Here is a 24,645-nt window from a genome sequence, read left to right as displayed (position 1 = left end):
ATTATCTAAAAATATCAGGTCTAATCCTAGACGGAGCTTGACTTTACGTAGAAAAATCAATCACCAAAAAAAGATCTATTTACACATAATATTTGACAGTTTCCATTTCTGATATTAACTACTAAATTTAACCTTTAATATATTTTTATTAAATATCAATTATGAGAACATCCTATCAAAAACAGGTTTGGAACCTTTCCAAACCTGTTTTTTGTGCTTTATTCAAAATTATCTTTTTTAATAAAACGATATAGCGATATGAAGAGCAAAACAAATGAACAAATAATTGCTACATAAGCCATTGAACCAACTGAAATTGCTTTTGCAGCTGCTTGTTGACTCACATTATTCTGCATCCCATATTCAATCACCCATCTTCTCATCAAAGTTGGGGTTAAACATAAGCTAATTGTAGAGATGATCGATCCTACTAATGTTGCATTACGTGAATATAGATCTTTAAAAAATTGTGCAACCACACAGAATGCCGGTGCAATCATTAAGAGTAGAATCCACATAATAATAGCTCGTCCAGCTGAAGAATCCATCATTTGAGCGGTATTTGTTGCATAACGATAAGATCCACATAATGATCCACCGGATATCGTATTAAACAAGTTCAAAAAATATGCACCTTGTTGACCATAACTGCCACCTTGATTAGAGAGAATTCCTTCAACAATATGCAAACTATCTGTTGATCCAGCTGCTGAAAAATTAACACTCACAACTCTTCTCATATAAGTTGCTAAAAACATAATCATGGCAGTTCCTAGCTGAATTGCTTTGAGCATACTTAATTTTCTTGACGCTTTCAGCCTAAATTCAAGACTCAATACTTGATTTGGATGGTGACTGTGACCAATGATATAAATTCCGATAATCACGAGAACAAAAAGAATGACCAGTCCCCACCAGAATTCAATCAAGGCAAAAAATATTGCCAGAACAATCAAAAAGACAGAAACATAAGGCCTATCAGAGAAGATTGACCAAAAGTTTAATTGATGTGTGCGATAATCTGTCCGTGCTGAATTAGCAATATTTCTACTATCAGTTTTTAGCGACTCACGTTTTTGAGTAAATTTTTGGTAGTTCTCACGTCAAGATTTTGAAAAATCATTTTTTGCTTTTGTTGCATTTAATTGTTGCTGTTTTTGCTTTCTTCTTCGATATTCCTGTCTGGATTCACGTGCCATAATCCTTGCTCCCTTCTAGAAACAATATCATAGCATAGATCTTGCAATTTGATTTGTATCCTCAAAATATTTTCCAACTTCTTAAAAAGAAAAAGCGTATTAATTATTTTCGTAAATAACTAATACACTTCATTTGGGATATTAACTAAACAGTAATCTCTCGAGTAAAATATCGCTTTAAATCTTTATTTAAATTATGTTCTACTAAAACGACAGTTTGTGGTAGATTGCTTAGATACTTTAGGATTCTTTCTTTGTTAGCATCATCTACACCACTTAACCCTTCATCTATTAACAAGATATTGCTTGGATTAACTACGTTACGCAAAATTGAAATAATCTGTTTCTGTCCTCCAGAAAACTTTTCGCCACTTTTATTCAAATTAAGATTTAGTTCAGAAATCACCTTAACAGCGTCTTTCTGATACGCAGTATCAAACATCGTAATATTATCTACGGCATTTCCAGGAAAAATCGTCGATTCTTGTTTCATATAATTGATCTGTAATTTATCAAAATCTTCAATTGCTCTAGTTTGATTCTTAAAACTAAGCTTACCATCATAATCAGATTTTTCACCAGAAATAATATCTAGCAAAGTCGACTTGCCTCTTCCATTTGAGCCAGTCAGTAGAACTTTTTCGCCAGGTTTAATTTCTAAATTGGGAAAATCAATATGATTATCTGGGTAATTGTACGAAAGACCATTCAGTTCTATACCAATTGCTCCAGATTTTTTCTTTTCATCTTTGATCGGTATGTAGCTTGTTTCTTCTTTTAGTTTGAGATTAAGTTCTTCCACACTCTTCATCCCTTGCAAGCTGAAGTTAATATCTTCGATTGCTCCGCTAATGTAATAATGATAATTTCCAATCGCGACAATAGTTCCGAAAATAATCAAATTATTTTTGATTAAAATTCCTGCTACTACAAAAAGAATCAATGAAAATAAGTTTGATGAAAATTCATTTAGCAAATTAATTAATTGCTGCTTTTTCGCATAGTTAACATAAGCATCACTTAGCTTGTTTTGTTCATATCTAGTAACTTTGAACAATTTACTTCCTGCTAAATAATGCCTCAATTCATCAATGCCGCCAAGCCAGTTATGGAGAGTTTCTAAATACTTTTGGTTACTCGTTGAAACCCGGTTTGTTGCATTGATCAATCTTTTATTGAGAAATTTTGGTAAATATATCGAAACGGCCACAATGATAAGAGTAACTAGCAAAAGCACCCAATGGATCATCAATAAAGTAATTGCAGCAAGTGCAATCGTAAATACGTCACTAATCACAAAGAAAAAATTGCTTAAGTAATTATCATTAACCAAGCTCAAATCATTGATCAAATGATTCTGCGCTTCTGGAACTTTTACATGCTTATTATGAGTGTAATAACTCCGAACAATGCCTTGACGAACACTATGGTTGTAATCTTGTGTTTGTTGTTGAACTAAATATGTAGCTAACCGAGGAAAAAGATAACTTCCTACAGAAATCAACAATTCTAGTAGCATGAACTGAGTCCACTTAGCTAAATCTCTATTTTTTAAGTAATTAACTACATACATCAGAACATATGAATTCAGAACAAGTGTTAATGAAGATACTAAGTAGGCCAAAATAATAGCAACAAAGCGAGGTTGGTTAACCTTAAATAATGCATTAATTGTCATTGGTTACTCCTTTCACTTTAGTTCGATTATTCTGTCGAAATATTTTCTTAGATCAGCACTTAGATTGTGTTCAATCATGATTAACGCTTTATTATTTTCTATCAATTGCTTTAAAAGCATCGGTAAAGTTGCCTGATCAATAGCAGAGGTTGCCTCATCTAATAAAACAATTTCAGAATCATGAATTTCACTACGAGCTAAAACAATTCTCTGCTTTTGACCACCTGAAATGTTGCTTCCGGCATCTTTTAAGAATGAATTTTTGTCTAAATCTAGTGCCACTTCATCCATTGCCATATCAACTTTGGCATCAAGTTCACTATTAAACATCGTAATGTTATTAGCGATAGTATCTGGAAAAAGAACTGGCTTTTGAGGAATATACGCAATTCTCTGATAATTTGGTTTCACCTTTTTATTTTCTTTATCAAAGAAAGTAACCTCACCAGTCTTAGGAATTAACTCACCAAGTAACAATTTAAATAAAGTTGTTTTACCAGCGCCGCTTGGCCCAACCAGCAATACCTTTTCTCCTTGAGCAATTTTAAGATTAGGATATTGAATTGTGTTGTCATCATAACTATAACTTAAATTCTTCAGGCTAAAACTTGTAGGAACTCCTGCACCTTTTTCATCTTCTTGCTCTTGCTTGGTACTATCTTCTAGTAATTGTTTATTAACTTTATTTTTAACTTCTCGCACTGAACTAATTTGATTACTTAAATTGATAATCATTAATAATGAAGAAAAAATTGCAAAAGCAAAGTCATTAGCAGCTACCCAAGTACCTAAAGATATATCTCTAGCAAAGAATAAATATCCTCCAACTGCCATAACAATAATCTGTGAAAGTGCACTAATTAGCCCATTTAGAAACAAAGAAAAATTTAGGACCTTTTGCCTTTTAACATTAGCTTGCTCTAAAGTTGTACTGGATTCGCCGATTTTTCCACTTAAAACATTAAAAGCATTGAAATTAGTTAACTCATGTAACCCGCTAATCCAGGAATTAATAGCTTCAAGAAATTTTTGATTAGCAGTAGACACACGCTGAGCAGCCAAGTTCAACTTTGAATCCATAATCTTTGGCACAAAAGCTGTACAAATAGCAAGCAGAATGACTATAAGAGTAAATTGGAAATTGATCGTCGTAATAATCAGAAATGAAAAGAGAAAGATTGATACTTGATTCAACAATTTAAAAATATTATCAGCACCATTTTCTTTTATCATGTTTAAGTTATTCACTAAATTATTTTCAACAGCGCTTAGGTCATTTTTTGAAGACCGATAATAATTAGTGATCAATTTATTTCTGATTTTTTGGAGATAAGTTTGAATATATTTTTCATAGATAACGGAATTAAGAGCTAATAGTCCTCCGCTCAAAATTCCGATCAAGAATTGGACAAATTGCCAACCAATAAATTGCGAAAGATTACCTCTTGATAATTCGTTAATGGCAAAGATGTAAAAGTATTGGGGTAAGTTGTATGCTATTCCATACGCAATTATTAACGAGATAATCAACAGTGAACGATAACTACTTCTCAGCACCTGTTTTATCGTCATATTTTTCCTCCCATTTATTTAAGCTGATATCAAGTTCCTTATAAAACATTGAAAATTCAGCATAATTTGATAAGTAATGCCCCATTTCAAGTATCTTTATATGAATATTATCTTCATTAGGTATTAAAGCAACTTGTCCTAATGGAACTCTATAATCATTTTTTCCAAAAAAGAAATAATATTGTTTATTGATATCTAACTTTTTTATTTTAAAATCAAGCGCACTTTCATTGATATAATTACATACCAAGTTTCTCTCAGAAGAAGCGAGCTTCTGATAATCTATGCTCACAAAACCTCCCAACATAACCACTTTATCTACATAACTAGAAGTAACTATACTTGCAAGATAGCCACCATAACTTTCCCCAAAAACTAATACTTCTTCATATATTTTTGCGCTATTTTTGCAAAATTGATCAATTAATTTATTAATATAATCAATATCTGTTATTCCACCTATTTTTTTGACTTTATTTTTCCAATTGACTGGATAATTAATTGTTAGTACATCATAATTATTTTTCAAAAAATAAGAAGAAAATTCATTCACTCCATAATTTATATAATCACGTGGGCCTCCATGTAAAAAGAAAATTATTTTCTTATTTTTAGAAGTAGTTTGATATATATTTAGCCTATTTTTAAAATAATATGTTTTTGATTCTTCATAGACAGACTCGTTGATATCTATTTTTTCCCATCCATGATCAGATAATTTATAGATTTCATTTTTATTTCTTATGAATATCATTGCCCTAATGTATTTGATAGTTGACACTAAAGCTAAAACCCCTGCATCTACCTCATAGGCTTTAAATATAAAGAATTTATTTTGAAAAAACTTATCAATAATTTTTTTATCAATTATTATCTTTGAACAATAGCATCCCTGATAAATTTTTATCTGTACTTTTTTCGGTTGAAGCCAATTTATTGTTAAATTTGTGCTCGTATTATCAAAGAAACCTACTTTTAACTTATTATGATATACTGAAAAATCGTAAATCATTGAATACTTATCTATCATTTAAAGAAATTCCCTTTTGAACCCTCTTATCCAATCAATATCATTCTCATATTTATGATCTATAGAATTTTTAAACCAAATATAATTATCTTCATATCTTGAAATCATATCTTTATTGATCTTAAGATTTTTAGTATATTTTTCAGGATTCAATATGTAAAAATAGCACATACAGATTCCATAATGATCTACTGTATAGTCATTAAAATTATACTCATCATCATGAAATCCCGATGTTCCATATATTAATGGTATATTAGACCTATTCTCAACACTAAATTCAAAGTCTATAAGTTTAATGTTATTATTCGTTATGATAATGTTAGCTGGCGAAATATCATTAATTATCATCTTAGTTTCACTATGAAACTTATTTATTGCATCAAGCAGTGCAAGCATTATATTATTTTTATCATTTTCCTTAATTGATTGTTGTTCTATTAAATTTTCTAATGTTGGACCCTTAATATACTCTTCTTCTAAGAATAAATTTTCACCAATCCAAAATATATCAATAAATTTGGGACTTAGATCAAATTTAAATTTTTTTAAAAGTTGTCCTTCTCGAAATAAATTAAGCACTGAGCTAGTACCATCAAAAAGTACTGTATTTCTAGACATAGCTTCTTTCAAGATAACTATTTGTTTTAACTTTAAGTCCAGCGCTTTGTATACTCCACCTTTTGCATTTTTTCTTAATATACTTAATACAATTAGATTATCAGGGAATTTCTTATAACTTTTCATTGCCAATGTTGGTAAAATTTTTTTAGCAATTTCAGGTATGCTTCCATCCCTTTTATCAAGAGAATTCGTAGAATTACCATGAATTTCTCCATATCTTACATACACAACTTTACTATCTAAAAATGGATAATCTGATGGAATTCTAGGACTTTGAAATTCCGCAAAAATTTTATACAACTCTTCTAAAATTTTTAATAAATATTTCGAATTATTTTTTGGATAGATTGTTATGAATTTACCTGTTTGAGAGTAGCCATATCGACCTGAATTTAACTTACATAAATTATCAAAAGAATTAACAACTTTATATCCAATATTGTAACTATTCCATTTTATAAATTTTTTTAGAATATATTTATAGTTTATGATAGAAGCCGATATATGAATCTTTATACCAAAGTCATTTGAATTATAATTATATTCATCTTGGTTAACTGGATATGCCCAAATACTATTTTTATCTTTCTTTAGCCCATAATTTTTTATCATTTCATCATAATTCATATAAAAAATTCTCCGTCTAGTATGTCTGCTTTGTAAAAAGTGGCTAAAACAAACATTCCATGCATATAAACTGTTATTAATTCTTGTATTTGCTCATCATTAAAACCATTGCGCCTTAGCTTCTTTGCTAGCATTGACACACTATATCTATTCAAATAATTAATTTCATAAGATTTGACGATAAAATCATAAAAACACTTCATCACTTCTGGGCTATTAATAGTGTTGCTATTCCGGGCTCTCTTAACAAAATGATAAAGTGTTTTTTTAATACTGTGTGCAACTTTTCTATGAATTACATCTTTCCGTAACATTAAATGCGTGTTGTCCTTGGGCCACAAGTACTACTGTGCGCATTTGATAAGGCACCTACAGCTTCTTGTTTTTGAAGACCTAACTTTACCAAGCCATCAATATCACGTGCTTTCAAGATGCTAAGTTCTTTTTTAGAAATGCCATATTCCTTTGCAACTTCATCCATATTAGTATAAAAACGTGAAACAACATTTACATTTCCCTGTAAATCACTTACCAATTTTTCTAATTCTTTCGACATTTTGTTTCCTTCTTTCATTTCGGTTTAATTAATTTTAATACTACATTTTATTTATTACAATATTTTTTTAATGTTTTGGTTATTTTTTATACAAAAAACAAAAGTGTCTGGGAAAAAACTCAGAATCTAAAAAATTCTACTAAATCTTGGTAGTAATAAACCTTGATTTACTAGGATTTTTATTTTGAGTCAAAGTCGAAAACTAACTAAAAATCGACTTTTTTCCCAGACACTTTTCTCTACATTTTTTCGTCCATATATTGGTTTAACAAATGATCAACGAATTCATTTCCTTTATTCTTAGCATGCCCCTTAGTCCACTTAAATACAGAATCTGGAAAGTTAGGCAGCAGACGGTCAATTTCTTGCCATTCTTCTTTGTTAATTAATGGGCCATTAGCCTTCTTCCAGCCGCGTTTTTTCCAACTCTTAATCCAACCCTTGTTAATACCATCTAAGACATATCGTGAATCTAACACGAATTTTAATTTTTTGTCATTGATTCCAAGTTCAATTACCTTTTTGAAAGCATTAATTAACGCGGTCAATTCCATCTTGTTGTTAGTTGCACCGTATTCACCACCTGAGCCGTGAACTTCTTGACCCTCCCATTCAATCCGGTAAGCCCAAGCTGCTTTATCTGTCTTATTGACATGACCACCAGCATGAACACCGGTGTTGCGGCTACCACCATCAGTATAGATTTTGCCGTAATAATTATGACTTTCACTCTTCTTTTTACTTTGTTTCTTAATCTTCTCGATTGCATGCTGCAAAGTATCTTGATCTTTTTTGATCAATTCATTGTTTTCGGCTGGCTCATTCCACCCCAGATAATCAGTTGCATCCGTAATTTTGGTGAAAGATTTATATTCTGCACCAGAAAAGCCGTCAACTTGCTTCTTACATTCTTCCCATGTGCGGTAAATTCCAGGGGTACGACCTTTTTTAACTGCGTAAAACTTCATATTTGTATCTCCTGATATTAATCTTGTTCAATGATAGAATATATATTAATCCTATCAGAATTTTTAAGGCGGTGTGACATGTTCTTTAATACACGAAAATATGCAGAAGAAGCAGAAAAAAATCATAAAAATGATCTTTCAGAAGAACCTAGCATGTTTAACATGATTTCATTAGGCCTCTTAGCTAGTTTTGCACCCACCCGTCCATTCTTGCGTATGCACAAAAAACATATTGAAGATCACTCAATTATCGAAGAAAAAAGCGGTGATTTTGAACAAATACCAATTATTTATTTTCATGGCTTTCGCGGCGGTGATTATACAACCCGAGTTATGATCAAGCAAGCTCTTGCTGATAAGAATAACGATAAGTTCTTAAAAGTAACGGTTGATTTACTTGGAAATTTCAAACTAGAAGGCGCCTGGACTAACGACAAGCAGCCGATTGTTCAAGTTGCGTTTCGACAACGAATAGCTGGGATCTATGCAATTGATTATTATTTAAGTTTTGTTTTACCTTTTTTATCCAAACGTTACAACTTTAAAACCTATACCGCAGTAGGTCATTCGCTAGCTTGTCCTTGCATTATTCGCACCGAAATGAAGCATGCTCGTCAAAAAAAATTCCCACATTTAAACAAATGTGCTTTCATTGCCGGACCCTTCGATGGCGTGACTTATCTAGGAGATATCCCTAACGTTAATGTTCTCAATGATAAGGGCCGCCCCACCGTTATGAATCCGCACTATCTATATTTATTATTTAACCGGAAAAAATTTAACTCTAATATTTCAGTACTTAATATTTACGGCAATGTCTTAGACGATACTAACACTGACAAGTTCATTTCAGTAGTTTCTGCTAAAAGCATTCGCTATATTTTGGCACCCGCAGCTCATTTATATCAAGAAGTTGAAATCCGCGGTGAAAAATACGCTGAACATAGCTGGATGCATGATAATCCTTTCGTAATCGAGATTGTCGACAAATTTATTGGCATTAAAAACTAACTAAACCTATTTTGGAGGACACTTTGCTTTTATTGCACGATTTTTTGCGAATTATTATTATCACTAATACTTTCTTAGCTTTCTATATCGTCTTTCATAGGCGTAGATCTGTTTCTACCACCTGGGCCTGGCTCATCATCTTACTTATTTTACCGGTCATTGGACTAACAATTTATGCCTTTTTTGGACGTGGAATCTCACAAGAGAACATTTTTGCAATTAATAAGCAGCACCACATTGGCTTAAAAAATGTTCAAAAAACAATTACGGCAGCCCCTAAAAAAGCCAGCAAAACTGATAGTTCAAATAAGGCTAAAATCGCGATTAAATTCTTTAATAAAGATCACGATTCCCCTTTAACCAAGAATAATAATGTAAAGCTCTATGATGATGGTGAAAAAATGTTTGCGGCCATGATCAAAGATATTAAACATGCCAAACAAACTATTAATGTTGAGTTTTACACTTTCTATAATGATGAAATCGGTAATCAAATCCTTGATTTATTAATCAAAAAAGCTAAAAGCGGCGTCCAAGTTCGTGTTCTCTATGATGCTTGGGGCTCAATGGGAGCTACCAAATCATGGTTTGATCAATTGCGTGATGCTGGTGGCGAAGTATTGCAGTTTATTACTTCTCGTAACGCGATTACTAGATACCGGATTAATTACCACTTGCACCGCAAGATTGTCGTAATTGACGGCATTATTTCTTGGACGGGCGGCTTCAATATTGGTGATCAATATTTAGGCAAAAAGAAGAAGTTTGGCTACTGGCGCGATAGTCAAGTGCGAATTATCGGTTCAGCATCTTTACTACTTCAAGAACGCTTTGTTATGGATTGGAACGCTTCAATTCATAAGAATACCGAAATCATCACTTATAATGACCTGCTCTTTCCAGATTTAGATGAAAACAAAATTACAGCCAGCAACAATATAGCTGCACAAGTAATTTCTGACGGGCCTGACCGTGATGAGGCATATATGCGTAACGGTATGATGCGCCTTATGCTACTAGCGCGAAAGAGATTGTGGATCCAAACTCCATATTTAATTCCTGATGACGCTATGTTTGCGGCTTGGCAAACAATTGCCGCTTCTGGGGTTGATGTTAGAATTATGATCCCATCTAAGCCAGATCATCCATTTATTTACCGAGCAACTCAATGGTACGCAAATGAACTAACCCGACTAGGTGTAAAAATTTATATCTACAATAACGGTTTCCTTCATGCCAAGACAACAGTTATTGATAACCTTTATTCAACAGTTGGGTCAATGAATCAAGATTTTCGTTCTTATAATTTAAACTTCGAAGATAACGTTATCTTTTACGATACTAAGTTTAACCAAGAAATGGCGGAGTCTTTTGAACGTGATATGGCAAATTCAACCTTATTGACCAAAGAAATGATCAAAAAGCAGGGACGTTGGCTTAGAACATTGCAGAGCTTTTCAAGAATGCTCTCACCAATTCTATAAATCTTTTCGAAACAAAAAGTGGAACAGTTTCAGCGCTGTTCCACTTTTTTAAAATGTATCTTTTATTTCGATTTCAATATCATGATCAATATATTTTTTGATTGTATTAATCACGTCCGTCATTTGTCCTTGGAATTGTAAGTTGTATTGACGCCCATTTTTTGTACCTAATAAACAGATAACTGATGGCTTCTTAGGCGTAGGAATGTTGATCAAGAACACCTTACTAATATCTGAATAAGCAACAGTTCGCTTGAAATATCCTGAAACAACTGCTCTCTTAGGTGCAAAGCCGGTGCAACCATCAATGATACTGACAAATAATAGTAAAGCTAAGAAAACATTAATTCCTGGATCGCCTTTTTCAATGTAATTCCAACTAAAGCCGAGCCAGATAATCAACAGTGTCCAAATCAATACTGAAATGCGAAACTTTCCTCTTAATTCAAGTCTTGCTTGCCAATACCAGCTATAGCAAGCATAAATTGCCAATAATACATTAACAACTAAATAAAAACTAGACATCCCCTGCATTTTACCCACCTCGCAAACATATACCGCTATTATAACAAATAATAGGAATATAATTAATTTATGATCCCTTTAGAAAGAAGAAGCAAAATGGACACAGATAAAATTAAAGCTTTACAAGAAGACATCAATAACGCTAAGCATATTGCTTTTTTAACAGGAGCTGGCGTTTCAACTCACTCTGGAATTCCCGATTATCGCTCTAAAGGTGGTATTTACAACGGAGTAGCTGAAAGCCCGGAAACTATCTTAAGTGATGATACTTTGTTTAATCGACCACAATTTTTCTATAATTTTGTCATGAACAATATGTATTTTCCTGATGCAAAGCCGAATTTGATTCATAAAAAAATCGCAGAAATATCTAACAAAAAAGGAACGTTGATTACCCAAAACATTGATACACTAGATACTAGAGCTGGTAATAAACACGTCATTGAATTTCACGGTAATTTATACAACATTTATTGTACTAAATGCCATAAACATCTAACTTATGATGACTACGCTCAAGGCTATCTTCACAAAGATTGCGGCGGAATTATTCGACCAGGCATTGTCTTATATGGTGAAGCCATTAACCCTGCAACTCTGGAAAAATCAGTTGCCGCAATGGAAAAGTCAGATTTAGTCATTATCGTCGGTACCAGTTTCGTTGTCTATCCTTTTGCCCAATTGCTTGCTTATCGCAAACCAAACGCAAAAGTATGGTCGGTTAACAAGACAGAAATAGCAGCATCCGGAATCAATTCAATTATTGATGATGCTCGTAATGTTTTTTTAAAAATAAATTTGAAATAGCTCGTTAATCTTGCTATTCTTAAATAAATTATTTTGAGGTAGATTCCAACCCTAAACAACCAGGTGGTGATATTTTTGGCAGGCGTTTTTTATTATGACTACGTAACAATCGAACCATGGACATACTTATTAGCCGTAACGAACAAAGGCCTTGCCTATGTGGGTTTGAAAGGTGACGAAACCGCCCCCAATTTTCAGTTACTATCCTAATAAGATGCTTGTACACGATCCGGAACGTCTAAAGGACTATGTAACCGAACTAAAAGAATATTTTTCTGGTAAGCGCCGCAAATTCGATCTTCCAATTGATATTTCAGAATTTGGGACGCCATTTCAACGTCAAGTGCTTGAGGCTGTCAATAATGTTCCTTATGGTATGGTCGTTAACTACGGTGATATCGCCTCTTCACTGAGTGGTGCAAGAAGTGTTAGAGCGGTCGCACACGCAATTGCATTAAATCCTGTTTTACTTTTTATCCCCTGTCATCGTGTAGTCCTCTCAACTGGGAGAATTGGTGGGTATCGGATGGGATCTAAAGAAAAAGCAAGATTGCTAAATTTAGAAAAGAGTTTCATTCATGAGCATTCTTAAAATGTACGCTCCTTTTTTTGACTTAAATAATTGGGCACACGTTCTATCTAGTGGTAAAGATTGGATGATCATTTTAACTTTAATTTTGATGGAATGTTTATTATCAGTTGATAATGCTGTTGTTTTAGCCGCACAAACTCAGGTTTTACCTACTAAAGCAGAAAAAGAAAAGTCATTATTATACGGTCTGTGGGGAGCATACCTGTTTAGATTCATCGTTATCGGAATCGGAACATATTTAATTAACTTCTGGGAAATTAAATTAGCTGGTAGCATTTACTTGTTCTACCTATCATTCAAATTCTTTTATGACCAGCGCCATCCAGAAAAAGAAGCTGAACGTGAAAAAGCTGAGCGCAAAAGTAACCACCCTACTAAAAAAGAAGGAAAGCATGTCCTATCACTATTCTGGCGAACAGTTATCTCGATTGAATCAATGGATATCGTCTTTTCAATTGACTCTGTTTTGGCAGCATTAGCCATTTCAGATAATCCTGTAGTTGTGCTAATCGGTGGTATGATCGGTATTCTCTGCATGAGAGGTGTAGCAGAAATCATTATCAAGTTAATGGATATTATTCCGGAGTTGCAGCCAATGGCATATGTTTTAATTGGAATTATCGCCTTAAAATTACTACTTGCTTTGCCGCCTCTTAGATGGGAAATGCCAAATACTGCATTTGCAATAATTGTTTTTGGTATTTTAATTTTAACGATTATTTTCCACTTTTGTCGGATTAAAAAACATGGTAGAAAACACCTTTAAAGATATGAATTATTCAGAATACTTTACTAATCGGCCTACTGATCAAATCACCCGCGACTTGATTGGTAGGCCGTTAACTTTTACCAATCAAAATAATCAAGTTCTCGGTGGTTACATCGTTGAAGCTGAAGCATATATGGGAAGAAAAGATCGAGCAGCCCACTCTTATGGCGGCCGCCGCTCTCCAGCTAATGAAGGCTTATATCGGCCGGGCGGAACAATCTATATCTATTCTCAGCGTCAGTATTTCTTCTTTGATGTAGCTTGCCAAGAAGAAAACGAACCACAAGGAGTGTTGATTCGCGCAATTGAACCAGTTTGGGGAATTGAGCAAATGATTAAAAATCGCAGCGGCAAAGATGGCGTTTTACTTACTAATGGTCCTGGCAAAATGATGCAAGCCTTCGGTATTCATAGTCGTAATTGGGATCTGCATCCCTTAGAAGAGTCGCCTTTTAGCATAGATCTAGATGATAATAAACGAAAAATTCCCCGGGAAATAATTGCTACACCTCGTATTGGTATTAATCAATCTGATCCATATTGGGCTGAGAAAAAATTACGCTACATTGTTTCAGGCAATCCATATGTTTCAGGTATGAAAAAACACAATTACGCAAATAATAACGGTTGGACTTGACAACAAATTAAAAATCGTTTAATCTTTTCAGCAGTTAAATAATTTTTCCAATGCAATAGAGGTCGCGATGACTACAAGAATTATGTAAGAACACGAATTCAATGATCATAATTTTTAGAGTCAGCGCCGAAACGAAACGGTTTTCGTGAATTAGTTTTGTTGGGCTGCAGTAGAATATGCTGCAGACTGTCCTGGATAATCCCCAGGGAGCGCTATAAGATTTGGTTTTAATACTGATGATTATTAATGAACCTCGCTGCAAGAATAAGCGAGGTTTTTATTTACGCTTTTTATTGTATTGGCTTTAGTAAAAAAATTTGGAGGTTTTTTCATTGAAGTCAAGATTTCGTTGGATCGCTGCTTTCTTAACAGTGATTCTCACCTTATTTATCGGGTTCACTTTTAACAGTCATGAAACTCAAGCTGCTAAAAGCGACTCTGGCACTTTGAAAGTTGGGATGGAAGCTAACTACCCACCATATAACTGGACTCAACCTACTAAGGCTAATGGTGCAGTGCCAATCGACGGCTCAAACTCATATGCTAATGGTTATGATGTTCAAATCGCTAAGATTATTGGTAAAAAACTGCACAAAAAAGTTGTTGTTGAAAAGACTCAATGGGACGGTCTTCTTCCAGCTTTAACTTCAGGCAAGATTGACTTAATTATTGCCGGCATGAGTCCTACTGCAGAAAGACGTAAAGCTATCAACTTTTCAGAACCTTACCGTAAAAGCACTTTTGTTGTAATTACTAATAAAGCAAGCAAGTATTCAAATGCTAAAACTTTGTCAGATTTCAAAGGGGCTAAGTTAACTGCTCAACAAGGTACTTTACACTACGATTTAATTAAACAATTAAAGGGCGTACATAGAGAACCTGCTATGCGTGATTTTGCTGCTATGCGACAAAGTCTGGCATCAGGTACTATCGATGGTTACGTAGCTGAAGATATTGAATTCGAAAGCTACCACAACGTTAACCCTAATATCATTGCAGTAAACTTGAACAAGATGGCAGGTTTCAAGGTTGATCATGATGATTCTGTAACTAGTATTGGTGTTAAGAAGGGTAACACTAAACTTCTAAACGAAGTTAACGCTACTTTAAGAACTATTTCTACCAAAAAGCGTAACCAATTAATGTCTCAAGCTATTAAAGAGCAACCTAAGGCAGGTAACGAAACTAAAAAAGAAAATTGGTTAGTTACTACTTGGAAGCAATATGGCGGCATGATCATGTCAGGTGTTGGTATGACTTTGCTGATTGCTTTAGTCGGTACAATTGTTGGTTTCTTCATTGGTTTATTAGTAGGTATTGTTCGTACTATCCCTACCCCAACTACCCGCGGTAAGAGATGGGCACTTAACTTTGTAAAGTGGCTCTTATCAGTTTACGTTGAAGTATTCCGTGGTACTCCAATGATGGTTCAAGCAGCCGTAATTTACTACGGTATTGCTCAATTCTGGCACTTAAACTTGAACAGAACAGTTGCTGCTTTAATTATCGTTTCAATTAACACCGGTGCCTACCTTGCGGAAGTTATCCGTGGTGGTATTATTTCTACTCCAGAAGGACAATTTGAAGCTGCTAGCGCACTTGGTATGACTCATAATCAAAGAATGTGGCACATCATTTTACCTCAAGCTATCAAGAATTGTTTACCATCTATCACTAACGAATTCATCGTTAACATCAAGGATACTTCAGTATTGAGTATTATCTCAGTTTCAGAATTATTCTTTGTTGGTACAACAATTGCGAGTCAATCATTCCAATTCTTCCCAACATACTTGATGATTTCAGCAATCTACTTAATTTTGACCTTTACTATTACAAGAATCTTCAACTTAATTGAAAGAAGACTTGAAGGTAACAAGAACTACAACTTGATGGCTAACCAAATCCAAGTTGGTACTCCAAAGGATACGGAGGCAAATAATTAATGACTGAATCAAATGAAACTATTATTTCTTTAAAGCACATGCAAAAGGCTTACGGTGATCACCAAGTCTTAAAAGATATTTCTGTTGATATTAATAAAGGTGAAATCGTAACTATCATCGGTCCTTCTGGTGGTGGTAAGTCTACTACTCTTCGCTGCATTAACTTACTTGAAGAGCCTACTGGTGGCGAGATTGATTTCCACGGAGAAAATATTTTAAATCCTGGCTACAACCGTAACACCTTTAGATCAAAGGTCGGCATGGTTTTTCAACAATTCGACTTATTCGAAAATAAGAACGTCTTAGAGAACTGCATGATCGGCCAAGAATTGGTCTTGAAGCGTTCTAAGGATGAAGCACGTAAGATTGCTATGGAAAACTTAGAAAAGGTTGGTATGGCTCCTTTCATCAAGGCTAAGCCACAACAATTGTCCGGTGGTCAACAACAACGTGTTGCGATTGCCCGTGCGATCTCAATGAACCCAGAAGTATTGTTATTCGACGAACCTACTAGTGCCCTTGACCCAGAAATGGTTGGTGAAGTACTCGAAGTTATGCAAAAGCTTGCAACAACAGGTTTAACTATGGTTATTGTTACCCACGAAATGGGCTTTGCCAAGAGCATTTCAGACCGTGTTCTCTTCATCAGCGACGGTGTAATTACTGAACAAGGTTCACCTGAAGAAATCTTCGATCACCCACAAAATCAAAAGACACAAAAGTTCTTAAGCAACTTTAGAAACAATGAATTTTAAATTCTATCAAAAGCGTCAAAAGCTAGTTACTTTTGGCGCTTTTTTGATAGAATTGAATTATTATCTTGGAATGGAGGATGAAAATTATGAATTCAGATTATTATTTTATTAAACCTTATGATAATCCAAATGATTTACCACCTAAGGAATCATTTAATGATATATTGAATGAAACTTACATGCATCCCTTCACTTGGAATGCGAGAACAACTAGAAGATCATTTTGGATTAGTACTTTAATAAATATCATTTTATTTTTTATTTGTGGAAGTATTTTGCCAATTGCTTTAGATAGTGATATTAACACTGGTTTAAAGTGGATCGATTTGATCGTTATTGCCATCATTGCTATTTGGGGCGTTTTAGCTAGCTTAGGTCAAACTATTCGCCGGCTGCATGACCTTAACTACAGTGGTTACTGGTATTGGGCTAGTCTCTTCACTGCAGGTGGTTACTTCTTATTCTATTTAGCTCTACAGCCTTCTGTACAGCGTCCTGTTAAGTGGGGTGGCTACTTATTCATTGATCCAAATCAAAAGGGTTCTGCCTACTATTTACAAGCTTACAATGAAGATACTGAGCCGATAGATCTCACTCCAGTGCCAACAGTTGGTCAAATTATTAAAGAGCACTACTTCGATTGCTTTAACTGGAAAGCTCGCTCAACCAGAACTTCATTTTGGATTGGATCTGCCGTTAGTGTAATTGCAACTTGCTGCTTTGCTTTATTTATCGGACTTAGTGTTGCTCTGCTTGTAATCAAGTCACCATACATCTCAATTGATACAGGTATGGTTATTCTTTTGGGAATAACCATTGTAGCTTCAACAATTGGGTTAATCTGGACTTTGATTGCTCAACTAGGTCACTTAGTAAGACGTCTGCACGATGCCAACTTCAACGGTGCATGGTTCTGGATCTGCATTGTTCCATACATCGGGTTTCTCTTGCTTGATTTCCTCTTATTCCACCCATCAGTTAACAACGATAACGATTGGGATGACTATTTATTCAAGCATAAAGATCAAATTAATAAGTAACTTAAAAATGGGAAACATGAAATTCATGTCTCCCATTTTTTAAATAATATCTTCTTCCTTTTCAAGTTCCGCAACTTTCCAACCATTAACAAAATGATTTTCACGAACTTTTCTTAAAGAATCATAATCACTCTGCAAGCTGTCAATCGCATCTTGCAGTTTTTTATTTTGCTTACGCATCGCATTTAATTCCGGATCTTGCACAACACCCTTCAAGTGCATTGTTGCCGCAATTTTCCTTCTCCTCTGCTCGAACTCTTCCTGTAAGCTCCTCAGCGTATTCTCATACTTCACTAGTTGCTTATTGATCTCTGGAATCTGATCATTTAATTCAGTAAACAATTTAAACGGCATATTTGACTTGATCCGGTTGCATTCACTGCATGACAGAATCAAATTATCGAAGTCATTATTGTGTGATAAAGAAACTGGATCCTTGTGATCTACACTACGTCCGCTTCTGCCGCAATACTGACAGCGATATTTGTACTTCGCTCTAATACGCTCTCGATCGATATAATCAACTTCATTTAATTGAAAATCAACTTGCAGCCCTAATTTTTGCAAATTTGTATTGAAGTCCAAGCCAGGATTAGGAACAAAATCAACCACGCCTGTTTCGCTTTTTATAATTGCTTGATTAAATTCCTTTCGATCCAGTTGCTGTTGAGCTAGACTATTACCATCATAATCCTGCAAGAACCCTTCATAGAACTTACGTGATTGTTTTTTCTTAACGAAAAAAGATGGATCTTGTTTATCATCACCATCTTTTCCTACAAAGGAATACAGCAAAGTCGTCGCGAAAGTCTGAACAGTATTATTGGCAAATTGCTCCGCGTCTTCGCCTCTTTGAAGGCAAATATCACAAATACTGGTCAGCTTCGGATTAATCAAGCCTTGCTGCTTAAAATGTAGTGAGTCCATCCTTAAACCACATGAACTACATTGAAATTTCACCTTTTATTCCCCCATTAGCAAAATGCTAAAAGCGATTCTTTGCATCTTATCTTTTCCGGCAAAATCACCCTTAAATAGGTCTGGCAAAATGTGCTTAATAAAATATTGAACACAAACAAGATCATCGAACTTCTTGATTGTTTCCAAACTTTCCTTGAACATCTGCATATAAACAGGGTTAGGATTCCCCAATTCGATTTCACCATATGCTTCATAAAGCAGATCAAGCTTATCACAAATTGATAAAATTTTACCTTCTAAAGTATCATCTTTGGCTTCTGCTAAGCGCTTGGTATAAATTGCTTGAAATTCCTTAGGAATTTCATCCTTAATAAACTTGCTAGTCATCGTTTCTTCAACATCACCAATCATTTTGCGTAATTGTGGTGTTGCATATTTAACAGGAGTCTTAATATCACCAATGAAGCGCTCGGTGTAATCGTGGTTCAAACTCTTTTCATAAAGAGCTTTCCAATTGATCTTTTGCTTACCTTTCACTTCTTCAATGTCTCCCATCATTTGAGCAAGCTCAGCGGTTCTGAAGCAGTGATCAGCAACTGAGTGGTGGTGGTATTTGAAGTAACCTGGTGCACGATCGATTGATTCTAAACTGTTAAACCCTTGAATGTAAGCATTTAATCCCATATTTACTCCTCCTCGTATTATATAAATTTGTTTAAAAATTTTTACTATGTTACCAAAAATCAAAGTAAGATGCAACTAATCTCATATCTAACATTTAATATTATAGTTCGCTTTCACGATAATATAAATGGCTTGACTAACTATTTAATCTTGTTGTATCTTTTAGATGCTAACTTAATATTCATATTCAGCTATATTTGTTCGTATTTTAGAAAGAGGACCTATGATAAAAACCAGAAATAGATACATTATTGCCTTTGCAGGCATTATGTTGCATTTAATGATTGGTGGCGTTTATGCATGGAGCGTTTTTACCGCTCCAATTGTAAAACAGACTGGTTGGGCAGAGACCTCCGTTTCGTTTGCTTTTAGTTTAGCTATTTTCTTTTTGGGAATGTCTGCGGCTTTTATGGGCCGCTTAGTAGAAAAGTTCGGCCCCACAGTAACTGGAACTATTTCCAGTATTTGTTACGGTTTAGGTGTCTTTTTGACAGGAATTGCGATTGAAAATCAACAACTCTGGCTACTTTATTTGGCTTATGGTGTAATCGGTGGTCTTGGTCTCGGTGCTGGCTATGTAACCCCGGTATCCACAATCATTCGTTGGTTCCCTGATAAACGAGGCCTAGCTACAGGTTTAGCCATCATGGGCTTTGGCTTTGCCGCATTACTAACTGGTCCTGTTGCTCAAAATTTGATGGCAAATTTCGGTGTATCCAATACCTTTTATATTTTAGGGATCTTTTATTTTATCGTCATGCTCATTGCCGCTCAGTTCATTAAAAAACCGCGCGCAAACGAATTGCCAAAGGCCGTTGTTAAAAAAGCAAGTCATTTCAGCCTTACCGGGCAAAATATGACTGCTAATGAAGCCGTTAAAACTCCAATTTTCTGGGCATTATGGTTAATGTTCTTTATCAACATTACTACTGGAATTGGCCTGGTATCAGCAGCTTCACCAATGGCCCAATCAATGACTAATATGAGCGTTAGTGTTGCCGCATTAATGGTCGGAATTTTAGGCTTATTCAACGGTTTTGGCTGTTTAGCCTGGGCAACTCTATCAGATTATTTAGGTAGACCTAAAACTTATAGTGCGATCTTCATTCTCGATATCGTGATGTTGATCATTTTGGTTCTGTGCAAGACGCCTATTATCTTCGCCTTAGCATTATGCTTGCTGCTTTCTTGTTACGGTGCTGGCTTCTCAGTAATTCCGGCATATTTAGGCGATGTCTTTGGAACTCGCGAATTGGGTGCAATTCACGGCTATATCTTAACAGCCTGGGCTGCAGCTGGTATGGTAGGCCCAGTTTTACTATCATACACACACCAAATTTTGCATAATTACTATGTAACTTTAATTGTCTTTATCGTAATTGATATTTTAGCCTTTTTGGTTTCATTAGCACTTCAGCGCGCATTTGCTGGAATACAAGATCCAGTTAAAAATTAAAGAGAAAAATAAAAAAGCTAGGAATGTATCCTAGCTTTTGGTCTTTATTAACAAAAGATTACTTGTTTTCGTCTTCTGCGGCCTTGTTCAAGAAAGCAACAACTGCTGCTACGTGAGCAACACGCTTCTTTGCATTTCTCTTGTTCTTAGGTCTTTGGTTTGGTTCACAACCAGTGTTGTAATTTTCACCTTTACGCATAGTACTATACTTCCTTTCAGATTTTCGAAAATCTAGTTTAGTTTACCATGCAACAGCTGATAGATCAAGTCTATACCAAAAAATCAAGTTGAGCTGGTTCAATTAAGAGATAATTTTTCAATTGCTTTACATATGAATACTGCCTTTGATATTCTTTCACAACACGTTTTGCTTGTGACAAATTATCCGTAATAATTCCATCGACATGTTCATAAAGCATCTTTTTCATTACTGTTTTACTATTAGTTGTCCAGACATAGACTTGTTGGTGATGGCGATGAGCTACACGGATGAACCTTGCATTAAGTGTTGAATATTCCATTGCAAATCCTGCAGGTAATGTATCAGGTTGAGCAAAATTATATGGTTGAATATAGAAAACTTTAAGACGTGGATTGATTTTGTACAGCTGTTCAACAACATGAAAATCAAGAGATTGCACAAGATAATTATTTTCCAAAATGACACGGGAATATTTTTTATTAAATCTAGTCAAGAATAGCCGTGAATCCTTAGGCGTTGTTTTGATTTCGATTAATAATTTTTGATGAAGTTTTTTAGCAGCTAAGAGATATTGGTCAAAACTAGCAATCTTATCTTTCTTTCCATTTTCACTAACCGTTATCTTCGTTAATTGCTTCAATGTTAAGTCATGTGGTTTTTCACTGCATCCAGCTAACTTTCTCAAATCTTCGTCATGCATCACAACAAAATTACCGTCTTTAGTTTCATGGACATCAATCTCAACATAATCAGGCCTCTTTTTTGCCGTTTTATTTAGAGCTGAAATGGTATTTTGCACACCATTTCCCTGATCTACTCCGCGATGTGAGATCAGTACTAGTCCAGAGATGTTGGAATTGAAATATGAAATGTTACTTGCAGTTGTTAGTGAAATAAATGCTAAAAGACAAATTATCACAAAGAAATATTCCTTTTTAGTATTTTTCAGTCGTTGACCTGTATTTACTAGCAAATTAATCACTTCTGCTAATAAGAATATCGCCGCTATTTCATTAAACAGCTGAATCAAATCTAGGTTGAAAATTGCTAATATTTTTAAATATTTCCCAGGAAATATTGCGCATGCCTTTTGTAAAAAATAGATGATCACATCAAATAAGATAGTTACACCAACTGTAATAGCGATGATTTTACCAACGATTTTTAAAACGCCCCTCTGCTCAAGCCAACGTATCGCCCAAAACAAACTGGCAAAAAAGTAGATTCCTAATATTAACAGCAACCACCATGATCGACTCATATAATCCATCACAAATTCTGGTATTTTCAAATTTACTAGAAGCGGCGTTCTAAAGAAAATACTTAAGAAAAATGCGACAAACAAGCCATAAACTAAAAAAAGCAAAAAATTTTTCAGATTAAATGATTTAAAATTCCAAATCTTTCTAAATGAAAAATCTTGTTGATGAATTTCCTTAATACAGTTAATTAAGAAAATAAACTCAACATTCAAAACTAACAATAAAATCAAAAGCAAGGCGATAAAACCGCAAAAAGCTAGCGGTCTTTCTGAAATAATTATCTGGATGTTCCTAATTGAATCAAAAGGTAGTTCTGCTAAAATGAAGATTTTTCCTATAAGAAAACGAAAAGTTGGCAATAGTAATAATGAATTAAAAAGTTCAATTCCTAAAAATAGCGTTAGATAGCTAAAAATATTCTGCTTAAAATCTTGTATTTGTGTCTTCATTATTACCTTTCCTTTTTTAGTGATACTCCTATTCTAACTAAAAAAAGACCGACTTAATTGCCGATCTTGTAAATTTCTTTGTTTTTATAGTTTTTAGCAAGTTTTTCCGTTGAGAAGATCGCTCTTAGTGACATCAGAAGGAGTGAATTGATCTACAGTAACAGCGCCATCAATAATTCCGCTGTTGTCAGACAAACTCATACTTGCATTTCTAGCATTAACGACTAGTCCATCTTCTAAGAAGCCCAATTCAGCTTCAGAAGTTGACAGGTTTAAGCCCGCGTTGTTTTCAATCTTAATATTATATGCTGGATCTTCTTTTTCCAAAATCACAAATTGGAAATTAGCACCAATTGTGCAGGTACCGCCTTGCTTGGAATAATTATTTGAACCATCGTTTAACGCAAGTAAAACTACTTGATGGTCTGGATCCATCTTCTTTTTAATAATTTCAAGAGCTTCTGGCTTAATATTTATTGAAACCGTCATAATTTATTCCCCTTCTTTTTAAATTTTATCTTTTGTTTCACTTACTAAAGTATAGCATCACGAATAACAATATACAAAAAAACTGCTTAAAAAATGTAACCAATTTTCAGTTTTTCTCAAATTAATATTGCGAACATTAATAAAAAGGCTCCAAATGATAAATAGGGTTTTTAGACGATTGTAACACGTGAGGGGGACCTTTTATGACCGTCTTAAAGAATATTGCTAAAGATAGAATTTTACAGATAACTGTTTTAATCACAATAGTTAGTCTTTTTTTTGCTAGACCGAGGCTTGCAGATATAAACATGCATACGCTCTTTTCGGTTGCAGCGATGCTAACGATTATTCAAATTTATGCGTACTTGCACGTACTTGATGTCTTAGCTTACAAAATGACAAGTATTGCTGATGACACACGTAAGCTTAATATCTTGTTCTCATTACTTGCCGTTGTAGCTGGTATGTTTTTAGGAAATGATATTACCTGTTTAACTTTAATACCGCTATATTTGAACATTGCTAAGAAGTACAATTTGCCACAGATCTTACCGGTTACTTTAATCGGTATGGGCGCAAATGTCGGAGCTGCCTTTACTCCATGGGGTAATCCACACAACATCTTCTTAGTTAGCCGTTATGATGTCGGTCCAGCCGAATTCTTCAGATGGTCAGTTCCATACCTACTTGCTTGTTTGGTAATTATGGGCATTGTCTTTTTCTTCATCCCCACAGAAAAAATCCCTGAACAAAAAGTAGAAAGTATTAAGATAAGCTGGCGTCCAACCATCATCACAACAGTTGTCTTCATTTTCTTCTTCTTCGGTGTATTCCGAATCGTCAATATTATTTGGCCAATGTTAGTCGCAATTGCTTTAGCTTTATTGATCAATCCACGCATCATGCTCAAGATTGACTACGCATTGCTTTTAACTTTCACTGGTTTCTTCATTTTTATCAGTGATATCCAACAGATTCCAGCAATTGTTGGCGTAATTCACATGTTCGTTCACTCAGAGAATTCTACTTATTTGACTTCAATTATTTCCAGTCAAGTAATGAGTAACGTTCCTTCAACCATTCTTGTTGGTAAGTTTACTGACTATGCTCAAGCATTATTCTTGGGTTCCAACATCGGTGGCTTTGGTTCCGCAATTGGATCAATGGCCAACATGCTTGTTTTGAAGACTTTCAATCAACACGCTTCTGTTTCTAAATCTAAGTTCTTCAAACAATGGACCATTATGCAATTCATCGGTTTAATTATCTTAACCGGAGTAGGCTACCTACTATTAATTTTCAGATTTTAACTGAAACTTGAAAGCTAAGATTCATGCTCTTTTCGCATGTTTCCTGGCTTTT

Annotated in this window: 22 protein-coding genes, 2 pseudogenes and 1 riboswitch; of the genes and pseudogenes, 11 read left to right on the top strand and 13 right to left on the bottom strand. The window is 34.5% G+C overall.

Annotation, left to right across the window (positions count from 1 at the left end; translation table 11 throughout):
- Nucleotides 1–218 precede the first annotated feature (218 nt).
- From FC46_RS07835 to FC46_RS07800, 7 genes and pseudogenes are all read right to left on the bottom strand, one after another.
- A pseudogene (locus FC46_RS07835) lies at nucleotides 219–1,010 on the bottom strand (cytochrome C5); the annotation flags it as partial.
- Between the two features lie 334 nt (nucleotides 1,011–1,344).
- Nucleotides 1,345–2,877 carry an ATP-binding cassette domain-containing protein gene (locus FC46_RS07830; RefSeq protein WP_057799508.1) on the bottom strand — a complete coding sequence of 511 codons (1,533 nt, stop codon included), beginning with the start codon at nucleotides 2,875–2,877 and terminating at the stop codon, nucleotides 1,345–1,347.
- 12 nt (nucleotides 2,878–2,889) lie between these two features.
- Nucleotides 2,890–4,449, bottom strand: coding sequence for an ATP-binding cassette domain-containing protein (locus FC46_RS07825; RefSeq protein ID WP_057799506.1), 1,560 nt, complete (start codon nucleotides 4,447–4,449; stop codon nucleotides 2,890–2,892).
- On the bottom strand, nucleotides 4,421–5,479 hold the full coding sequence (locus FC46_RS07820) for an alpha/beta hydrolase family protein (protein ID WP_057799503.1): 1,059 nt from the start codon (nucleotides 5,477–5,479) through the stop codon (nucleotides 4,421–4,423). Before FC46_RS07820 ends, FC46_RS07825 begins: the two co-directional genes overlap by 29 nt.
- Nucleotides 5,480–6,730 carry a class III lanthionine synthetase LanKC N-terminal domain-containing protein gene (locus FC46_RS07815; protein ID WP_057799502.1) on the bottom strand — a complete coding sequence of 417 codons (1,251 nt, stop codon included), beginning with the start codon at nucleotides 6,728–6,730 and terminating at the stop codon, nucleotides 5,480–5,482. It abuts the gene before it with no gap.
- A 313-nt stretch (nucleotides 6,731–7,043) separates the two neighbouring features.
- Entirely contained in the window at nucleotides 7,044–7,286 is a 243-nt protein-coding gene (locus FC46_RS07805) for a hypothetical protein (RefSeq protein WP_057799497.1), read from the bottom strand.
- Between the two features lie 239 nt (nucleotides 7,287–7,525).
- A complete protein-coding gene (locus FC46_RS07800) occupies nucleotides 7,526–8,254 on the bottom strand; it encodes a ribonuclease H family protein (RefSeq protein WP_057799494.1) in 729 nt (242 codons plus the stop codon).
- Nucleotides 8,255–8,332: 78 nt separating this feature from the next.
- Between FC46_RS07800 and FC46_RS07795 the strand changes: the two genes are divergently transcribed.
- Nucleotides 8,333–9,265, top strand: a complete 933-nt coding sequence (locus FC46_RS07795; RefSeq protein ID WP_057799492.1) for an alpha/beta hydrolase — start codon at nucleotides 8,333–8,335, stop codon at nucleotides 9,263–9,265.
- A gap of 23 nt (nucleotides 9,266–9,288) precedes the next feature.
- Entirely contained in the window at nucleotides 9,289–10,749 is a 1,461-nt protein-coding gene (gene cls, locus FC46_RS07790; RefSeq protein ID WP_057799490.1) for a cardiolipin synthase, read from the top strand.
- A 48-nt stretch (nucleotides 10,750–10,797) separates the two neighbouring features.
- On the opposite strand, the gene FC46_RS07785 is transcribed toward cls, so the two are convergent.
- The gene (locus tag FC46_RS07785) at nucleotides 10,798–11,283 is read right to left on the bottom strand and encodes a hypothetical protein (RefSeq protein ID WP_057799488.1); all 486 of its coding nucleotides are present in this window, start codon (nucleotides 11,281–11,283) and stop codon (nucleotides 10,798–10,800) included.
- Nucleotides 11,284–11,370: 87 nt separating this feature from the next.
- Between FC46_RS07785 and FC46_RS07780 the strand changes: the two genes are divergently transcribed.
- From FC46_RS07780 to FC46_RS07750, 7 genes and pseudogenes are all read left to right on the top strand, one after another.
- A complete protein-coding gene (locus tag FC46_RS07780; RefSeq protein WP_057799487.1) occupies nucleotides 11,371–12,081 on the top strand; it encodes an NAD-dependent protein deacylase in 711 nt (236 codons plus the stop codon).
- Nucleotides 12,082–12,156: 75 nt separating this feature from the next.
- A pseudogene (locus FC46_RS07775) lies at nucleotides 12,157–12,673 on the top strand (methylated-DNA--[protein]-cysteine S-methyltransferase).
- Nucleotides 12,660–13,439, top strand: coding sequence for a TerC family protein (locus FC46_RS07770; protein ID WP_057799486.1), 780 nt, complete (start codon nucleotides 12,660–12,662; stop codon nucleotides 13,437–13,439). Before FC46_RS07775 ends, FC46_RS07770 begins: the two are co-directional and overlap by 14 nt.
- A gap of 4 nt (nucleotides 13,440–13,443) precedes the next feature.
- On the top strand, nucleotides 13,444–14,079 hold the full coding sequence (locus FC46_RS07765; protein ID WP_057799510.1) for a DNA-3-methyladenine glycosylase: 636 nt from the start codon (nucleotides 13,444–13,446) through the stop codon (nucleotides 14,077–14,079).
- Between the two features lie 48 nt (nucleotides 14,080–14,127).
- A riboswitch (Lysine riboswitch) is annotated at nucleotides 14,128–14,302 on the top strand.
- A gap of 109 nt (nucleotides 14,303–14,411) precedes the next feature.
- Complete coding sequence (locus FC46_RS07760; protein ID WP_057799485.1) at nucleotides 14,412–16,025, top strand: ABC transporter permease subunit; 1,614 nt, start codon at nucleotides 14,412–14,414, stop codon at nucleotides 16,023–16,025.
- On the top strand, nucleotides 16,025–16,780 hold the full coding sequence (locus FC46_RS07755) for an amino acid ABC transporter ATP-binding protein (protein ID WP_057799483.1): 756 nt from the start codon (nucleotides 16,025–16,027) through the stop codon (nucleotides 16,778–16,780). Before FC46_RS07760 ends, FC46_RS07755 begins: the two co-directional genes overlap by 1 nt.
- Nucleotides 16,781–16,866: 86 nt before the next feature.
- Nucleotides 16,867–17,820 (top strand): DUF805 domain-containing protein, encoded by a 954-nt coding sequence (locus FC46_RS07750; protein WP_057799481.1) that lies wholly within the window; start codon nucleotides 16,867–16,869, stop codon nucleotides 17,818–17,820.
- A 39-nt stretch (nucleotides 17,821–17,859) separates the two neighbouring features.
- Here FC46_RS07750 and FC46_RS07745 read toward each other — a convergent pair whose 3' ends face one another.
- Together FC46_RS07745 and FC46_RS07740 are read right to left on the bottom strand one after the other, a co-directional pair.
- Nucleotides 17,860–18,780 carry an HNH endonuclease gene (locus FC46_RS07745; RefSeq protein ID WP_083478038.1) on the bottom strand — a complete coding sequence of 307 codons (921 nt, stop codon included), beginning with the start codon at nucleotides 18,778–18,780 and terminating at the stop codon, nucleotides 17,860–17,862.
- Between the two features lie 3 nt (nucleotides 18,781–18,783).
- Entirely contained in the window at nucleotides 18,784–19,425 is a 642-nt protein-coding gene (locus FC46_RS07740) for a YfbR-like 5'-deoxynucleotidase (protein ID WP_057799477.1), read from the bottom strand.
- A gap of 223 nt (nucleotides 19,426–19,648) precedes the next feature.
- On the opposite strand from FC46_RS07740, the gene FC46_RS07735 reads away from it, so the two are divergent.
- The gene (locus FC46_RS07735) at nucleotides 19,649–20,881 is read left to right on the top strand and encodes an L-lactate MFS transporter (RefSeq protein WP_057799475.1); all 1,233 of its coding nucleotides are present in this window, start codon (nucleotides 19,649–19,651) and stop codon (nucleotides 20,879–20,881) included.
- A gap of 58 nt (nucleotides 20,882–20,939) precedes the next feature.
- Here the strand turns inward: FC46_RS07735 and FC46_RS10265 are convergent, their stop codons facing one another.
- From FC46_RS10265 to FC46_RS07725, 3 genes are all read right to left on the bottom strand, one after another.
- Entirely contained in the window at nucleotides 20,940–21,080 is a 141-nt protein-coding gene (locus FC46_RS10265; RefSeq protein WP_155833163.1) for a hypothetical protein, read from the bottom strand.
- 70 nt (nucleotides 21,081–21,150) lie between these two features.
- Nucleotides 21,151–22,794, bottom strand: coding sequence for a glycerophosphodiester phosphodiesterase (locus tag FC46_RS07730; RefSeq protein WP_057799473.1), 1,644 nt, complete (start codon nucleotides 22,792–22,794; stop codon nucleotides 21,151–21,153).
- A gap of 93 nt (nucleotides 22,795–22,887) precedes the next feature.
- Nucleotides 22,888–23,283, bottom strand: a complete 396-nt coding sequence (locus FC46_RS07725; RefSeq protein WP_057799471.1) for an iron-sulfur cluster biosynthesis family protein — start codon at nucleotides 23,281–23,283, stop codon at nucleotides 22,888–22,890.
- Nucleotides 23,284–23,486: 203 nt separating this feature from the next.
- On the opposite strand from FC46_RS07725, the gene FC46_RS07720 reads away from it, so the two are divergent.
- Complete coding sequence (locus tag FC46_RS07720; protein ID WP_057799470.1) at nucleotides 23,487–24,593, top strand: SLC13 family permease; 1,107 nt, start codon at nucleotides 23,487–23,489, stop codon at nucleotides 24,591–24,593.
- Nucleotides 24,594–24,645: the final 52 nt, after the last annotated feature.

Source organism: Lactobacillus kalixensis DSM 16043 (assembly GCF_001434335.1).
In the GTDB taxonomy this organism is placed as follows: Bacteria; Bacillota; Bacilli; order Lactobacillales; family Lactobacillaceae; genus Lactobacillus; species Lactobacillus kalixensis.
This window is presented reverse-complemented; position numbering and strand designations above follow the sequence as displayed.

Excerpts from the sequence above, each read along its gene's own strand:
- FC46_RS07830 (WP_057799508.1), bottom strand. The coding sequence starts at position 2,877 with ATGACAATTAATGCATTATTTAAGGTTAACCAACCTCGCTTTGTTGCT.
- FC46_RS07825 (WP_057799506.1), bottom strand. The coding sequence starts at position 4,449 with ATGACGATAAAACAGGTGCTGAGAAGTAGTTATCGTTCACTGTTGATT.
- FC46_RS07820 (WP_057799503.1), bottom strand. The coding sequence starts at position 5,479 with ATGATAGATAAGTATTCAATGATTTACGATTTTTCAGTATATCATAAT.
- FC46_RS07815 (WP_057799502.1), bottom strand. The coding sequence starts at position 6,730 with ATGAATTATGATGAAATGATAAAAAATTATGGGCTAAAGAAAGATAAA.
- FC46_RS07805 (WP_057799497.1), bottom strand. The coding sequence starts at position 7,286 with ATGTCGAAAGAATTAGAAAAATTGGTAAGTGATTTACAGGGAAATGTA.
- FC46_RS07800 (WP_057799494.1), bottom strand. The coding sequence starts at position 8,254 with ATGAAGTTTTACGCAGTTAAAAAAGGTCGTACCCCTGGAATTTACCGC.
- FC46_RS07795 (WP_057799492.1), top strand. The coding sequence starts at position 8,333 with ATGTTCTTTAATACACGAAAATATGCAGAAGAAGCAGAAAAAAATCAT.
- FC46_RS07785 (WP_057799488.1), bottom strand. The coding sequence starts at position 11,283 with ATGCAGGGGATGTCTAGTTTTTATTTAGTTGTTAATGTATTATTGGCA.
- FC46_RS07780 (WP_057799487.1), top strand. The coding sequence starts at position 11,371 with ATGGACACAGATAAAATTAAAGCTTTACAAGAAGACATCAATAACGCT.
- FC46_RS07770 (WP_057799486.1), top strand. The coding sequence starts at position 12,660 with ATGAGCATTCTTAAAATGTACGCTCCTTTTTTTGACTTAAATAATTGG.
- FC46_RS07765 (WP_057799510.1), top strand. The coding sequence starts at position 13,444 with ATGAATTATTCAGAATACTTTACTAATCGGCCTACTGATCAAATCACC.
- FC46_RS07755 (WP_057799483.1), top strand. The coding sequence starts at position 16,025 with ATGACTGAATCAAATGAAACTATTATTTCTTTAAAGCACATGCAAAAG.
- FC46_RS07750 (WP_057799481.1), top strand. The coding sequence starts at position 16,867 with ATGAATTCAGATTATTATTTTATTAAACCTTATGATAATCCAAATGAT.
- FC46_RS07740 (WP_057799477.1), bottom strand. The coding sequence starts at position 19,425 with ATGGGATTAAATGCTTACATTCAAGGGTTTAACAGTTTAGAATCAATC.
- FC46_RS07735 (WP_057799475.1), top strand. The coding sequence starts at position 19,649 with ATGATAAAAACCAGAAATAGATACATTATTGCCTTTGCAGGCATTATG.
- FC46_RS10265 (WP_155833163.1), bottom strand. The coding sequence starts at position 21,080 with ATGCGTAAAGGTGAAAATTACAACACTGGTTGTGAACCAAACCAAAGA.
- FC46_RS07730 (WP_057799473.1), bottom strand. The coding sequence starts at position 22,794 with ATGAAGACACAAATACAAGATTTTAAGCAGAATATTTTTAGCTATCTA.
- FC46_RS07725 (WP_057799471.1), bottom strand. The coding sequence starts at position 23,283 with ATGACGGTTTCAATAAATATTAAGCCAGAAGCTCTTGAAATTATTAAA.
- FC46_RS07720 (WP_057799470.1), top strand. The coding sequence starts at position 23,487 with ATGACCGTCTTAAAGAATATTGCTAAAGATAGAATTTTACAGATAACT.